The sequence below is a fragment of the Stenotrophomonas sp. YJH_SMC_135 genome (genome assembly GCF_059372355.1).
On the sequence record NZ_JCAFVN010000001.1, the window covers coordinates 732,517 to 747,005 of the forward strand.

15 protein-coding genes are annotated in these 14,489 nt (G+C 62.5%); 2 read left to right on the top strand and 13 right to left on the bottom strand.

Features of this window, described 5'->3' with window-relative positions; genetic code table 11:
• Positions 1 to 12 precede the first annotated feature (12 nt).
• The 4 genes from AC5P98_RS03575 to AC5P98_RS03590 form a co-directional block, all read right to left on the bottom strand.
• The gene (locus AC5P98_RS03575; RefSeq protein WP_013391831.1) at positions 13 to 1,248 is read right to left on the bottom strand and encodes a TolC family protein; all 1,236 of its coding nucleotides are present in this window, start codon (positions 1,246 to 1,248) and stop codon (positions 13 to 15) included.
• A 172-nt stretch (positions 1,249 to 1,420) separates the two neighbouring features.
• Positions 1,421 to 2,389: an IS5 family transposase gene (locus AC5P98_RS03580; RefSeq protein WP_016445093.1), complete on the bottom strand. Its 969-nt coding sequence runs from the start codon at positions 2,387 to 2,389 to the stop codon at positions 1,421 to 1,423.
• Between the two features lie 161 nt (positions 2,390 to 2,550).
• Positions 2,551 to 2,862, bottom strand: coding sequence for a hypothetical protein (locus tag AC5P98_RS03585; protein WP_006226245.1), 312 nt, complete (start codon positions 2,860 to 2,862; stop codon positions 2,551 to 2,553).
• Between the two features lie 286 nt (positions 2,863 to 3,148).
• The gene (locus tag AC5P98_RS03590; RefSeq protein ID WP_013391828.1) at positions 3,149 to 3,790 is read right to left on the bottom strand and encodes a LysR substrate-binding domain-containing protein; all 642 of its coding nucleotides are present in this window, start codon (positions 3,788 to 3,790) and stop codon (positions 3,149 to 3,151) included.
• 107 nt (positions 3,791 to 3,897) lie between these two features.
• Between AC5P98_RS03590 and AC5P98_RS03595 the strand changes: the two genes are divergently transcribed.
• Positions 3,898 to 4,203 (top strand): helix-turn-helix domain-containing protein, encoded by a 306-nt coding sequence (locus tag AC5P98_RS03595; RefSeq protein WP_013391827.1) that lies wholly within the window; start codon positions 3,898 to 3,900, stop codon positions 4,201 to 4,203.
• A gap of 4 nt (positions 4,204 to 4,207) precedes the next feature.
• On the opposite strand, the gene AC5P98_RS03600 is transcribed toward AC5P98_RS03595, so the two are convergent.
• The 4 genes from AC5P98_RS03600 to copC form a co-directional block, all read right to left on the bottom strand.
• Complete coding sequence (locus AC5P98_RS03600) at positions 4,208 to 5,098, bottom strand: LysR family transcriptional regulator (RefSeq protein WP_013391826.1); 891 nt, start codon at positions 5,096 to 5,098, stop codon at positions 4,208 to 4,210.
• 231 nt (positions 5,099 to 5,329) lie between these two features.
• A complete protein-coding gene (locus AC5P98_RS03605) occupies positions 5,330 to 5,614 on the bottom strand; it encodes a CopK family periplasmic copper-binding protein (protein WP_003090336.1) in 285 nt (94 codons plus the stop codon).
• A 128-nt stretch (positions 5,615 to 5,742) separates the two neighbouring features.
• Positions 5,743 to 6,669, bottom strand: coding sequence for a copper homeostasis membrane protein CopD (copD, locus tag AC5P98_RS03610; RefSeq protein WP_016445094.1), 927 nt, complete (start codon positions 6,667 to 6,669; stop codon positions 5,743 to 5,745).
• Between the two features lie 4 nt (positions 6,670 to 6,673).
• On the bottom strand, positions 6,674 to 7,060 hold the full coding sequence (gene copC, locus AC5P98_RS03615) for a copper homeostasis periplasmic binding protein CopC (RefSeq protein WP_008063308.1): 387 nt from the start codon (positions 7,058 to 7,060) through the stop codon (positions 6,674 to 6,676).
• Positions 7,061 to 7,151: 91 nt separating this feature from the next.
• Here copC and AC5P98_RS03620 point away from each other — a divergent pair.
• Positions 7,152 to 7,963, top strand: a protein-coding gene (locus AC5P98_RS03620; RefSeq protein ID WP_495229852.1) for an IS5 family transposase whose coding sequence is annotated in 2 segments (ribosomal slippage) — positions 7,152 to 7,485 and positions 7,485 to 7,963 — 813 coding nt in all. Because the reading frame shifts where the segments join, the coding sequence is not laid out codon by codon here.
• Between the two features lie 114 nt (positions 7,964 to 8,077).
• On the opposite strand, the gene AC5P98_RS03625 is transcribed toward AC5P98_RS03620, so the two are convergent.
• The 5 genes from AC5P98_RS03625 to AC5P98_RS03645 all read right to left on the bottom strand — a co-directional run bounded on the left by AC5P98_RS03625 (position 8,078) and on the right by AC5P98_RS03645 (position 14,411).
• Entirely contained in the window at positions 8,078 to 10,516 is a 2,439-nt protein-coding gene (locus AC5P98_RS03625) for a heavy metal translocating P-type ATPase (protein ID WP_425460460.1), read from the bottom strand.
• Between the two features lie 155 nt (positions 10,517 to 10,671).
• Entirely contained in the window at positions 10,672 to 10,944 is a 273-nt protein-coding gene (locus AC5P98_RS03630; protein ID WP_013391823.1) for a DUF2933 domain-containing protein, read from the bottom strand.
• A 33-nt stretch (positions 10,945 to 10,977) separates the two neighbouring features.
• Complete coding sequence (locus tag AC5P98_RS03635; RefSeq protein ID WP_013391822.1) at positions 10,978 to 11,463, bottom strand: DUF411 domain-containing protein; 486 nt, start codon at positions 11,461 to 11,463, stop codon at positions 10,978 to 10,980.
• A 37-nt stretch (positions 11,464 to 11,500) separates the two neighbouring features.
• Positions 11,501 to 12,481: a copper resistance protein B gene (locus tag AC5P98_RS03640; protein WP_013391821.1), complete on the bottom strand. Its 981-nt coding sequence runs from the start codon at positions 12,479 to 12,481 to the stop codon at positions 11,501 to 11,503.
• 25 nt (positions 12,482 to 12,506) lie between these two features.
• On the bottom strand, positions 12,507 to 14,411 hold the full coding sequence (locus AC5P98_RS03645; protein WP_495229853.1) for a copper resistance system multicopper oxidase: 1,905 nt from the start codon (positions 14,409 to 14,411) through the stop codon (positions 12,507 to 12,509).
• Positions 14,412 to 14,489: the final 78 nt, after the last annotated feature.

The window sequence follows — 14,489 nt, forward strand, 5'->3', positions numbered from 1 at the left end:
GAGGGTCTCCACTCAGTCCGCGATCAGGCTGTTCAGTCGGGCGACGAGGCTGTCGCGCTGCGCTCCGAGGTCGATCAGACGCATGCGCGTCTCCAGTACCTGGGCGCGTGCACTGAGCACAGCGCTCAGGTCCCCCTTGGCGGATCGGTAGTTGCTCAACGCAAGCGCCGCTCGGTTCCGTACCAGCTGCAAGCCTGCGGTCTGCAGGCGGTCGATCTGGCTGTTCAACGCTTGGAGTTCGGCGGCGCTGTCGTCCAGCTCCTGCAAATGACGCCGCGCCACGTCTTCGCGTTCGGCGTCCAGACGCTCCAACTCGTGCCGTTTTGCCTCGATCATGGGCACTTGGCGTCGATCCTTCTGCCATGGCAGATCGAATGTCACCTGGAATGACACCATGTCGCCCCATCGGCGATCCCGCCGGCTATAGGCAATCTCCCAGGCCCAATCGCCGCGGGTCTCTGATTGGGCTTCGCGGGACTCGGCCCGGGCCATGCTTTGCATCGCCGGATAGAGTTCAAGCTCCGCGTGATTCGCCAGTTCTGTGCGCAGTTGCGCGACGGGGTGAGTGAGCGGGCCTGGATCGCCTTGCAGTGCTTCGTCGGCCCTGGAGCCCACCCAGCGCCGCAATGCGGCCCTGGCCTTGGCCCGGTCCCGCTGTAGATCGTCACGGCGGTCCGTGAGTGTCAGCGCCTCCTGTTGCGCGACCAACAGGTCGCCAGTCTGGGCCGTGCCGCCGGCGACGCGAGCGGGGAGACTGTCTTGCAGGCGCTGGTTCTCCGCGAGCAGTTCCGTCAGCAGTATCTCCCGTTGCTCCACCGCCTGCGCGGCGATCCACGCCAGGCTGAGTTCCTGGCGGATCTGCAATCGCTGCAAAACCAGCGCCGCGCGCTCTCGATCCACACGCGCCTGCGCACTGGCGACCTGGGCGTCGCGCTTGGCCCTGTTGGGCACTTCCTGCATGAGCGCCAGGCGCTGCATCGTCATGGATTCGCGCGTCATGCTCCAGCGATCCATGCCGCTGATGGGATAGTTTTCGATGCCGAGCGAGAGCTTGGGGTCGGGCAGCGAGCCTGCTGCCTTCTGCACGGATTCGGCGACGTTGACCTGCAACTGCTGCGCGCTTATGCGCGGGCTCTGCTGCTCCGCGATAAGGCGTGCCTCAGCAAAATCGAGGGCGTAGGCCACAGGCGAAACAAGCGCACTGCCTGCCAACGCGATGCTGATAGCTTTCAGACGATGCAATCGCATCGAGGCCGGCGTTGTGCCTCGGCCGTACGCTGACGGGCGCCCCTCGGGAAGGTCTGATCAAAGCGCTCTGATGCTTGGATTTCAGCGTCAAGGCGCCAAGTCGACCTCGATATGATGGATTTTGCGCCGTTTCTGACGCTTTTCGACGGCTTTCCCCGTCCAACAGACGGATTTACCCCGTCGGCAGCAACAGACGTCGCCGCGCCATCCACAGATTCGACAGCGCGAACAGCGTCAACACCTGCGCCGTGTTCTTCGCCAACCCGCGATAGCGCACCTTGGTGTAACCGAACTGCCGCTTCACCACTCGGAACGGATGCTCCACCTTCGCCCGCAGGCTGGCCTTGAAGTGCTCCCAGCGTTCGGCGTATTTGCGATCACGCTTGTTCTTCATCGCACGAAGCTTCGACGGCTTCTCCGCGATCCAGAACGCAGCCTCCACGCCTTGCAGCTCCTCGCGCTTGTCCGCGCCCGTGTAGCCGCTGTCGCCGCAGATTGTGTCTTCCTTGCCGTGCAGCAGCTTGTGCACCTGCGTCACGTCGTTGACGTTCGCCGCCGTGCACTCCACGTGGTGCACCAGGCCCGACTCCTCGTCCACGCCAATGTGCGCCTTCATCCCGAAGTGCCACTGGTTGCCCTTCTTCGTCTGGTGCATCTCCGGATCGCGCTTGCCGTCCCTGTTCTTGGTCGAACTCGGCGCCGCGATGATCGTGGCGTCCACGATCGTGCCGGCCTTCAAGCTCTGGCCCTTGCGCGCCAGGTGCGCGTTCACGCGCTCCAGGAGCTGCGGCGCCAGATCATGCGTCTCCAGCAGCCGGCGGAAGCTGAAGATCGTGGTCTCGTCCGGAATGTTGTCCAGCCCGCTGAGGCGGGCGAAGCGGCGCATCACCGCCGTGTCGTACAGCGCCTCTTCCATGGCCGGGTCACTGAGCGCGTACCACTGCTGCAGGAAGTGGATGCGCAGCATCGTCGCCAGCGCGTACGGCTGCCGGCCACGCTGGCCCATCTTCGGGTAGTGCGGTGCGATCAGCGCCAGCAATGCGTTCCACGGCACAACCTGCTCCATCTCCGCCAGGAAGATCTCGCGTCGCGTCTTCTTCCGCTTGCCCGTGTGTTCCGCGTCCCCGAAGCTCAGCTGCATCGTCGTCATCCGTCGAACCTTGCGCTATTGTCGCCGAGGAATTGTTCAGAGCATCCCTCGGGGGCGCCAAAAAAGGGAGTAAACATGGTTGTCCTCGGAATTGGTGTTCACGAAATCACGTGGTCTGCCGCATCGGTGCGCGGCGAGCACGGACACATAAATCAATTCCGCAGGACTTGGAACGTGAGGTAGATCGGCGGAAAGCCCGCGCGGGGATTGGGAGGAATGTAGGTAACGTGCCGCCTGAGGGCTACCCGGTCGAGAACCAACCCGGGCAGCGAGTTGGCGAGCCACATCACGTGCGCCGCGAGAAACTGAATGTCCAGCCCCTGCCATGAAAGCGCCGACTCCCGATCGCCACTGCAATGAGCGTGGCACAACTGTGGCGCTTCGCTGTCCATGGAATCAGGCATGCCGGTGCAATCCGACATTGGCAACTTGTCAGCCTGCTGCATCGAGATCGTGGCACGCATTTGCGTGGTTTCCACAGATGCCCTCGGGTCTGGCTTGGGACAGACGTACATCGCCATCGCAACCTGCGAGAAAAGCAAGGTTACGACTAGGCCGCTGGTAATCCAGCGGCTCCATCTTGCGAGAAGGCGCCTTAAGCCGATCATGTGGACATACTATTGGAAGTTGTGGGGAGTTGAATTGATCAAGGTCAGTTTCCAGGATGAATTGATGCGTCTGGACGGCGCCTTGGCCCGAACCGGCATCCACTGCAAATCCACCGGCAAGGGCGGGCACCGCACGTGGCTGTCATGCTTTACGCGCCTCGGCAACTCGCAAGGCTCTAAGCTCAAATCGATCAGCTACAAGATTCGTCTGTCCCGAGAGTCGCTGCAGGTGCGTAATGACCTCGTAGGGGCCATCGGCTATTGGACGCGTGCAGATTCCGCACTGGCTAGCGGTTTCGATGCGTGATCGCGAAGAAATCCCTACGCCATATCCAGCTGCGACCCAGAGCAACAACATCTCAAAAGAACTGACATGCTGGACATTCGGCCTTTCCGTTGATGACATGGAGGACAGGTACTGGTCCAGCGAAGGAGAATATTCGGCCTTCCATCGAAACACGGAGTGCTCCTTAAGTTCGTCTATTCTGATTGACTGCTGCCGGAGCAGTGGGTATCCCAGCGGCGTGGCAAGAGCTGTCGCCTCAAACCAAAGAGAAAGACTCTTCAGCGAAGAATCGCTCACCTGCTTCAGAGAAAGGCCGACGTCGAAGCGCCGTTTGTAGAGGCCTGTAATGAGATCGCTCGTCGTAACCTCATTAAATTCCATAAAAACTTCGGGCTCCTCCGCGCGCTGCAGGGCAAGCAATGCAGCTAGGTTCGAAGAGGCCACACCAGGCGCTATGGCGAGCCTGAGCTGTGGGCGTGGGCTGGTGGCGTCGTGCATGAGAGGCCCCAAGAAGCGATAAGACAAGGATGGAAAGTCTTCATGATAGCTAGTTTGAGTTAAACTTAACGTGGTTAAATTGTCGGGACTGTTCGACGCTTCCAAGGATGGAGAAGCGAACTGTCCGACGAGGCCGTCCCCCAGGCACTACCACTTTCGACGCCGAGCCAGCGTTGGCATTCGGAGCGGCCGTTCGTGTCGCCCGCCTGACGCAAGGTATTGCTCAGGAAGAACTGGCTGCGAAAGCAGGGATCGAGCGATCGCACATGGGCAAAATAGAGCGTGGGGAGCACATGCCCACTCTCGCTCTGATCTTAAGAATCGCCGCCGGACTCAAGCTTAGTGCTGCGGAACTCGTCAGCGCAGCCGAACGCAATCTTCGTGCTGCGGCGCACGATTCAGATGGGCATTGACGCTTTAGTCATCCGGAGGTCCTCGCAGACGTTCCATGAAGCGATCCAGCGAAACCGATGAGTTGCTGCTTTCTGGCCGAAGCAGATAGGTTGTGATTACCGCCGTGTCCTGCGCCAGAGGGCGAATCACCACGTCCGGCCTCTGGCTGATGGGAATCTTGGTCGCTGTCATGAAACCAATCCCATAGCCTGCGCCGACCAGCGTTAGCATCATGTCCAGCGACGACACTTCTTCGACAACGTTGAGCCTGTGTTCCAGAACCTGTAGCAGCCGATTTAGTTCTCGGCAGTAGCCTTCGCAGGCCAGTTTGTCGCACAGAACCAGTGGGTGACCCTGAAGTTCGTTGAGCGGAACTTGCTTGTGCGCAAGAAGCGAGTGCCGCGCTGGCACGGCGATCACAATCGGGTCTCGCCAGATCGGTTCAGCCACGATGCCTTCGCCAACATCCGCCGCGTGTGCAAATCCGATCGTGAAGTCGCCAGACCGTAGGCCCCGTATCTGCTCGGTCAGCGGTACCTCGGAGAGACGTATCTCGACCTCGGGCTCTTCCGCGCGGCAACGAGCTAGGAACGCCGATAGTCGTGGGTCCATCGCACCATCGGAAATTGCAATGCGCAGGCTGCCCCTCAGGCCCGCGGCAATGGCTCTGGCATTCTCACGCGCTTGCTCCAGGACAGTGAAGAGTCGGCGGGTGTCCTGCAAGAATGCCGCCCCCGCCACGGTCAGCCGTGTACCCCTGCGGTCGCGGTCAAACAGCGTGACCCCAAGCTCATCTTCCAATTCCTTGATCGCGCGAGACAAGGGGGGTTGCTCTATATGCAGCCTCTCGGCCGCCCGCGTGAAATGCAACTCCTCTGCCAAGACGACAAAGCATCGTAGATGACGCAACTCCATAAATCGGGCTCCTCGCAGGTTCTCATTCGCGCAAGATGTCCCGTGGACGAATCACGGTGGATGTGGAGGCTGGATCCATTCCAGGGAAGTTGATGCGCTTGACATCGCAAAAACTGGCATCTTGAGCGCTCGTGGTTGCTCGTGACGCGTCCCAATCGCGCGCGCCCAATCGGGGCGCGCGTCTCTGTCACACTGTGCAGAAGCTTTGAAAAGCACCGCACACCCGCGGCGTCATCCGCCGTGCTCTTTTTGTAGCAGCGAGCCGAGGCGAGCGACTTCATTGCTGGTGATCGCGATGTTGCGCCCATCCTTCGTCGACACCGAAGCCCCGACATTGAGATAGACGGCGCGCCCGAAGCGGCTTTCCTGTGCCATCTTTCCGTCCTTGAAGATGTACAGCGTTCCCCCGTCAGCCAAGGGAACCATCTCCTTGGCTGCTTGGGCTGCTGCATGACCGGCGAAGGCTGGCACGGAGAGAGCGCTCAACAGGGCGGCAATGACAATTTGCGATTTCATGATCGACTCCTTTGTAAAAACGACGACAACTTGCGCCGCGTCGTTAAATGTAGAAGCAGGCGGTCTACAGAGGGCTTACCCGTGCATTACATTCAATTCATGCGCTGTCATCTGCCGCCCATGAAGGATTAGGTTCCAGTGGGAGACAAGATGCCAAGCCATGCAACGCTCGCCAGAACCAAAACGGCCAAGGTTGCCTCCGTGAACAGACTCTGCCTAAGCTTGATGACTGCCTGTGCGCGATTGCCTGCCTTCAAAGCTGCCTCCAGGCTCGGGCTCAACCGATACCGATTGGCAGCAGCCAACGCCAGCATGCCTGCGAAAAGCAGGAGCTTTACCATCAGCAGCCGGCCATACAGCGTCGAGATGAGCGGATCAAACGATGGTCCGGCGATCAACAGGTAATTGAGAGTTCCACTCACGACGAGTGCAGCCACGATCGCTGTACCTATGCGAGCAAAGCCATTCGACGTCCGACTGAGGACCGCTACCGGGTCTTGCGCGACATCCCGCTTGTGGGATGCCAGCATCAAGAACGCCAACAATGCGCCCACCCAAGCGCCCGCTGCCCAGAGGTGGGTGATATCCGACGCAAGATGGATGTAGCCGCGAACGCCGTCGTCCATGGCGCCGTGGCCTGCCCACGCAAGGGTCGCCAGCGCCACGCCGGTGGAGAGCGCCATCACTGCAAATCGCAAGGTAGCGTTCAATTTCAACATTGCGACGAGCACACACACCAACAGCGCGAGGATGCGAATGCACCAGGCGATGCCCATGTGCGTGCCCGTAATGAGCATGTCGAAAACGTGCGTTGACAGCTCCGCGTAGCTTTGGGCGCCGGACATGGCCTTGGCCATGACCGTCATGCCCCACATCGACAGGGCAATGCCGATGGCAGCGGATGCGCCAATGAGGACGCGATAGCGGCGCGAGATCGTCGAGGATCGCTCGTCGTTGCCCAAAGCATAGAGTCCGAACATGGCGACGCCAAACGCCGCCGCCAGGTCCAGATAAAGCGCCAGGCGCAGGACGATGGTCAACCAATCCCCGGCCATGGGCTTACTTCACCTTGAAGGTGACGTTACCCGTGATCGGATGCGTGTCCGAGGAGACGGCACGCCATTCGACGCGATAGTCGCCGGGCTGGAGCGCCTGTGCTGGCGTGATGACCATGGTCTTGCCGTCGCCGGCACCCGCGACGCTGGCGTTGATCTTCATCGGGCCATGGCTCGCCATTCCCGGCATGCCAGTCATGACAAGGCTCGCGGCGGAGAACTGCGGCACCAGCGTTTCGGAGAACTTCAGCTCGATGGTGGCTGGCGCGGAAACCTGCGACTTGTCGGCTGGCGTTGAAGACACCAGCGAAGGATGCGCGAATGCGGCGGTGGCGAACAGACCAGCAGCGATCGGCGCGACGAGCTTGGCGATGAAATGTGAACGGGTCATAGAGATTTCTACCTTGATGTGTGAGGAGTGGTTTAAGAGCGGCTAACACAACCCTGTCATCGTCAAGCGCCTGATCTGCGTTTGACGGTGCATGGGTCGAAACAAGAACAAGGAAATCAGCGCGGCGCTGTTCAAGAAGATCGAGCCGCTGCTGCCGGTGTTCGTGCCCTCAGCCAAGGGCGGTCGCCCGCGGGTCAGTGACGAGATGGCGCTCAACGGCATCCTGTTCGTGCTGCGTACGGGCATCCCTTGGGAGGAACTGCCGCAGGAGCTGGGCTTTGGCAGCGGCATGACATGTTGGCGGCGTCTGCGCCAATGGCAGGAAGCCGGGGTGTGGCACCGCCTGCATCTGCTACTGCTTGCTGAACTGCACAGCGCTGGCAAGCTGGACTTCAGCCGGGCCAACCTGGACGCTGCCAGCGTCCCCAGCCCCCGGGGGGCTCGCACACGGGCCCCAACCCGACCGACAGGGGCAAACTCGGCAGCAAGCGCCACCTCATCACGGACCGCCAGGGCATCCCGCTGATGTTCTGCGTCACCGGTGCTAACCGGCACGACTCGGTGGTCTTCGAGCAACTGGTCGATGCCTTGCCGGATGTGCGAGGAAAGCGCGGCAGGCCGCGCCGCTGGCCGGGCAAGCTGCATGCGGACAAGGGCTACGACTTTGCGCGCTGCCGGGCGCACCTCAGGCGCCGGGGCATCGTCGATCGCATCGCCCGCCGGGGCATTGAACGCAACGATCGATTGGGCCGCCATCGTTGGGTCGTGGAACGCACGCATGCCTGGCTGGCCGCCTTCGGCAAGCTGCGTGTGCGTTTCGAGCGAAGCGTTCATACCCACGTGGCCTTGCTATCCCTGGCATGCAGCGTCATTTGCGTGCGGTCCTTGATGTGGTTGTGTTAGCCGCTCTAAGAACGAAGTGCCGAGATAAGGCTTGCACCTTCGCAACGGCGTGGAACGAAAGAAACGGTTCGCTGGGCGATAGCAGGCTCCTGTAGGTTCAGAAAGAAAATCCGGTCACAGTCGGCTCGCTCTCAGGCGCAAGGCGTTGCCAACGACCGACGCCGAACTCAGGCTCATCGCCAATGCTGCGATCAGCGGCGACAGCAGCCAGCCCGTGAGGGGATAGAGAACCCCGGCGGCGATGGGGATGCCCAGCGCGTTGTAGAGGAAGGCGAACATGAGGTTCTGCTTCATGTTGCGCACGGTACTCACCGAGAGCGTGCGAGCGACAGCGATGCCACGCAGGTCGCCCTTGACCAGCGTGACCTGGGCGCTGTTCATCGCCACGTCGGTCCCCGTTCCCATGGCGATGCCCACGTCTGCCTTCGCCAAGGCCGGCGCGTCGTTGATGCCGTCTCCGGCCATGGCGACGATGCGTCCTTCTTTCTGCAGCCGCTCGATCAACATGAGCTTGTCCGCCGGCTTGACCTCACCATGCACCTCGTCGATGCCTAGGCGTGCACCGACGGCTTTGGCGGTGGTCTGCCCGTCCCCGGTGGCCATGATGACCCGCAGGCCCGCAGCCTTCAACGCGGCCAGGGCCTCGGGGGTGCTGCCCTTGACCGGATCGGATACGGCGAGCAAGCCCGCGAGCTGCCCGTCCACAGCCAAGTACATGACGCTTGCCCCTTCGCCGCGCAGAGCTTCGGCCTGGGGTACGAGCGGTTCCACCGATACGCCAGACTGTTCCATCAGCACTGTGTTGCCCAACGCGAGTTGCCGGTGCTCAACCTTTCCGCGCACGCCGATGCCGGTTCCCGATTCAAAGCTCTGAGGCTTCACGAGTTGGAGGCCCTGGGCACGCGCGGCCTGCACGATGGCGTCGGCCAGGGGGTGTTCACTGCCCTGGTCCAGGCTGGCCGCAAGACGCAGCACCTCATCGTTCGTAAAGCCGGGTGCTGCGACGACCTGATCGAAAGCAGGTCGGCCTTCGGTCAGGGTTCCTGTCTTGTCGATGACGAGGGTATCGACCTTGCGAAGATTCTCGATCGCCGCGGCATCGCGGAATAGCACGCCCTGCGTGGCGCCACGGCCCGTTGCGACCATGATCGACATCGGCGTGGCCAGACCCAGCGCGCACGGGCAGGCGATGATCAGAACGGCCACCGCATTGATGAGTCCATAGACCCAGGTGGGCTGCGGCCCGAAGAATCCCCATACAAAGAGCGTCGTGACCGCAATGGCAACGACGGCCATCACGAAGTAGCCGGCAACGACATCGGCCATGCGTTGCATCGGCGCCTTGGAACGCTGCGCCTGGGCGACCATCTGGACGATCTGCGACAGAACGGTGTCCGAGCCGATCCGCTCCGAACGCATGACCAGCGCGCCGCTGGTGTTGAGTGTGGCCCCGATGACCTTGTCGCCCGCGCGCTTGCTTACGGGCAGCGGTTCGCCGGTCAGCATGGATTCGTCAATCGAGCTGCTGCCCTCGTGCACGATGCCATCCACCGGCACCTTCTCGCCGGGTCGGATGCGCAGCAGATCGCCGACGTGCACATGGCTGAGCGGCACGTCTTCCTCGCTGCCGTCCGCATTGATGCGCCGCGCGGTCTTGGGCGCCAGCCCCAGCAGCGACTTGATGGCCGCCGAAGTCTGGGAGCGCGCCTTGAGTTCCAGCACCTGGCCGAGCAGTGTCAGCGAGATGATGACGGCGGCGGCCTCGAAATACACGCCGACCCGTCCCATGGACATGAAGGAAGCTGGAAACACTTCCGGCGCAACGGTTGCCACGACGCTGTAGATGAATGCCGCACCCGTTCCCAGGCCGATCAGTGTCCACATGTTCGGGCTGCGGTTGACCACGGACAGCCAGCCGCGGGAGAAGAAGGGCCAGCCGGCCCACAGCACGATCGGCAACGACAGCACCAACTCGACCCAGCTCTGTGTAGCCATGTCCATCAGGTGTAGCCGCTCGCCCAGCATCGCCAGCGCCAGGACCACGAGCGTCAACGGCAAGGTCCACCAGAAGCGACGCGAGAAGTCACGCAACTCCGGGTTGTCGTCGTCGAGGTCGGGCAGCAGAGGCTCCAGCGTCATCCCGCACTTGGGGCAGATTCCCGGATGATCCTGGCGGATCTCCGGGTGCATCGGGCAGGTGTAGATTGTTCCGGGTGCGGTTGGCGATGCCGCCGGGGCCGGTGAAATCGCGGTGCTGGCATGGTGATGCGGTGCATGGCCGCTGCCTGTGCCTATGCCCGCGCCACCGCTGGCATATCGCGCCGGATCGGCGTCGAATTTGGCCTTGCATCCGGTGCTGCAAAACAGGTACGTGTTCCCCAAGTGCGTGGAGCGGTGCTCCGACGCCGCCGTGACCGCCATCCCACACACCGGATCTCGTGTCGAGGCATCGGGCTGCGAGTGGCTTGAGGGCCCGCCCGCATCGTCACTTCCAGCATGGCTGGCGTGATGGTGGTGGGTATGCGTGCCGGACGTTGTGGCACCCGCCGCCATGCCTGCGTGCTCATGTCCTGAAGACTTGCTGGGTGAATTCATAGTGACAAGTGCCCTCCGCCGTTAACCGTTGGTGTCTGGTGATCGCAGCAGGCCGCACGCGCGCAAGGAGACAAGCGCGGCGTCGCGTGCTCGCACGGTGCGAGTGCCTCGACTCATTGCTTCTGCTCCTTGGAGGCTGCGGCACCTTCCTCACCCTGACGCGCGGCATGATCGTGTCCGCCGTGGCCGTGACCACGGTGCATGAACAGGTGCATCAGCGGACAAGCCGCCAGCAGCAGGAAGGGGAGATAGCCGGCAACATGTGCCGTGTGCTCCTTGAGCAGGAAATACGCGGCGACAGCGGCGATGATGAGGAACGCCACGCCGTAGCGCGATCGCCAGAACCGGGGACGATCGCTGGGGGTATGTGTGTGCTGATGCTGCATGGCATATCTCCACGGAGAAGGGTTGATGGATGGTCAGCGATGCGACTGATAGACCGTGCTGCTACCGTTTTTCCCGATCAGCAGCACGTCGTAGGCGTCCTTGCGTCCACCATAGGCCGGACCATCCATGCCGGGCGAACCGACCGGCATGCCGGGCGCCGCAAGGCCGATGGCCTGCGGGGCTTCGCGCAGCAAGCGTTGAATGTCCGAGGCAGGCACATGACCCTCGATGGCATAGCTGCCGATCTGCGCCGTGTGGCACGAACCGTACTTCTGCGGGATGCCCAGCCGCGTGCGCGCTGCCGTGTTCCCGGTGTCGAGAACCTGCACATCGAAGCCTGCGCCTTGCAGGTGTGAGACCCAGTCCTTGCAGCATCCGCAGCTCGGGTCCTTCCAGACCTTGGCAATCGGTCGGCTCTGCGCCAGGCTCGGTCCTGCGAGTGCCATCACCAACAAGCCAGCGATCAATGCCTGGCGTCTCGGCACTTTGCCCTGGCTTCTGTCGTAGTGCATGTTCATAGATTGCCTCTCATCAGATGATCAAACCCGCTAGGTTCTAGAACCAGAATCGCACGCCAGCCACCCAGCGCGTCTGCTGCGCGCGGCCGCCTTCGGCACGCACATAGTCCGCGGTGCGTCCGAAGCTGCCCGCCCGTTCCACGCCGATATAGGGGGCGAACTGGCGACTGAATTCATAGCGCAGGCGCAAGCCAGCAGACGCTTCGGCCAAGCCCTTGCCGATACCGCGTTCCGGGTCGTCCTTGCCATAGAACTGCAACTCGGCGCGAGGCTCCAGAATCAGTCGCTGGGTCAGCAGCAGCTCGTAGCTGCCTTCGACACGCAGCGCCGTACGTCCGCCACTTCCCACGTAGCCCGTCGCCTCCAGCTCGAACCAGTAGGGGGCGAGGCCCTGGATGCCGAAAGCCAACCATTGACGGCTCGGGCCTTCGCCGTTATCCACCCGAATGCCGAGCTGGGTGTCCCAGTACGGTGCGACGGCGTGCCCCCAGAGAAGCTCGGTACGCGATTCTTCGAGCTTTCCTTTGGCGATATCGCCTTCGGCCTTCACGACGGCCTTGTTGTAGGTCGTCCCATACCACGCCTGGAGGTCGTAGGCCGTGGAATCGTCCCCTTTGCGCGTGAAGCGGCGTTCCAGGGTTTCGCCGCGCAACGAGAAGAACCTGTGTTCGTCGGCCAGCATCAGCCGCGGCACACCGGGTACGGCGTAGTCGCCCGATCCCAATGTCAGGCCATTGGAGTAGCCATGCGGATCGCGGGCGTCAGGAGGCGCCGACCCGCCCTGCATCTGCATGTTGCCGTGATCCATGGCCGGGGCCGCGGTCGAGCCGCTCGCCGACGCCGCGTGACCCGCGTGCGGGTCGGCGGCAGGAGCCACGGTCTGAGTGGATGGCGCGGCCGTTTGAGAGTCGGCCTGGCCGTGCGCAGCATGGTCGTTCTGTGCTTGTGCCTGTGCGGCGACGCTTACCAGGGCCAGTAGCGTCGTGGCCAGTGCGCGAGTGGGGAGTGCTTTGGACATTCTTGGTCTTCCTTGTGCGCTGGGTTCAAGACACCACGACTTCGCGGAACATGCCGGCATCCATGTGGAACATCAGGTGGCAGTGCCACGCCCAGCGGCCGAGCGCGTCGGCTGTCACCAGGAAGCTGATGCGTTGTGCCGGCTGCACCGGCAGGGTGTGGCGGCGCGCAAGGAAGCGACCGTCGGGGCTTTCCAGCTCGCTCCACATGCCGTGCAGGTGCATGGGATGGGTCATCATGGTGTCGTTGTGCAGAATGACCCGCAGCCGCTCGCCGTGTTTGAAGTGCACCGGCGTGGACTTTCCGAACTCCAGCCCGTCCAGGGACCATGCGTAGCGTTCCATGTTGCCCGTGAGGTGCAATTCGACCTCCCGGCCAGGGCCTCTCTTGTCCAGCGGCCCCGACGGGGTATGCAGATCCGCGAGGGTCAACACGCGCCGACCGTTGTTGCGCAGTCCAATGCCGGGGTCATCGAGGTTGGTGCGCGCCATGTCAACGCGCATGTCCGTGCTGGCACCATACTCGGTGCGAGCGTGGCGGGCAGTAGTGCTGGGCACGGCCAGTCCCCCCGCAGCCGCGGCGTGTTGGCTGTGATCCATCGCCATGCCACCGTGGTTCATGCCAGCCATCGTCCCATGATCCATCCCGGACATCGAACCCGAGCCCATCCCGGTCATCCCGGTCATCCCGGTCATGCCCGTCATGCCCGTCATGCCCGTCATCCCGGTCATCTCCATGGCCTGGCCGGACCCGCCATGGTCCATGCCCCCCATCATGCCGCCCATCATGTCGTTCATGGTCAGCCATTCGACCGGATCGAGGGCAGGCACGGGAGCTTGAAGACCTTCACGCACGGCCAGCGTGGCACGCGCGTAGCCTGTCCGGTCCATCGCCTGGGCGAAGATCGTGTAAGCGTCATCCCGTGGCTGGACGATCACATCGACGGTTTCGCCCGGACCGAATCGGAACTCATCGACCGTCACCGGCTCCACGTCAACACCATCGACGTGCACCACCGTGAGTTTCAGTCCGGGAATGCGTACGTCGTAGAAGGTGTTGCCCGCACCGTTGACCATGCGCAGCCGCACGCGCTCCCCCGGTCGGAACAACGCCGTCCAATTGCCGGCGGGGGTGACGCCGTTGGCCAGATAGGTCAGCGTGGCGGCGGACAGATCGGCGAGATCCGTCGGATTCATCCGCATCTCGTTCCACATCTTGCGCTTGTCGATCGCAGCGGCCATGCCGTCGCGCGAGGCGTCCCGGAAGAAGTCGAAGACGGTAGGTTGGTTGTAGTTGTAGTAGTCGCTTTGGGACTTGAGCTTGGTGAACACCCGCATCGGGTCTTCGTCGGTCCAATCCGAGAACAGCAGCACGTGGTCACGGTCGGCGCGGATGGTCTCGGCGCCAGCGGGGTCGATGATGATCGCCCCGTACATGCCCGTGAGTTCCTGGAAGCCGGAGTGCGAGTGGTACCAGTAGGAGCCGCTTTGCTGAACCTTGAAGCGGTACGTGAAGGTCTCGCCGGGAGCGATGCCTTTGAAGCTAATGCCCGGCACGCCATCCATCTGATACGGCAGGATGATCCCGTGCCAGTGGATGGATGTGGCTTCACGCAGCTTGTTGGTCACACGGATTGTGACGGTGTCACCCTCGCGCCAACGCAATGTCGGTGCCGGCAGCGAGCCGTTGATGGTCGTAGCCACGCCTGGCTTGCCCGTGAAGTTCACGGGCGATTCGGCGATCACCAAGTCGAACTCGGTGCCTTTTAGCACAGGGGCGGCACCGCGCGTCGCGGAGCCTTGCTGGGCAAATGCCTTGAACGCCGGCGTGGACAGCCCAGCGAGAACGCCGCCGGCGGCTAACCCTTGGACGAAACGCCGACGAGAAAGGCCCTGTGGGGGCACGATAAAAAAGGGTGAACGAGGCGGCATGGCCTGAAATCCTCCATAGATGACTCGGAAGTCGTTCTAAACGCCACCCCATCCTGAGCGGCACAGTTCGACGCAATG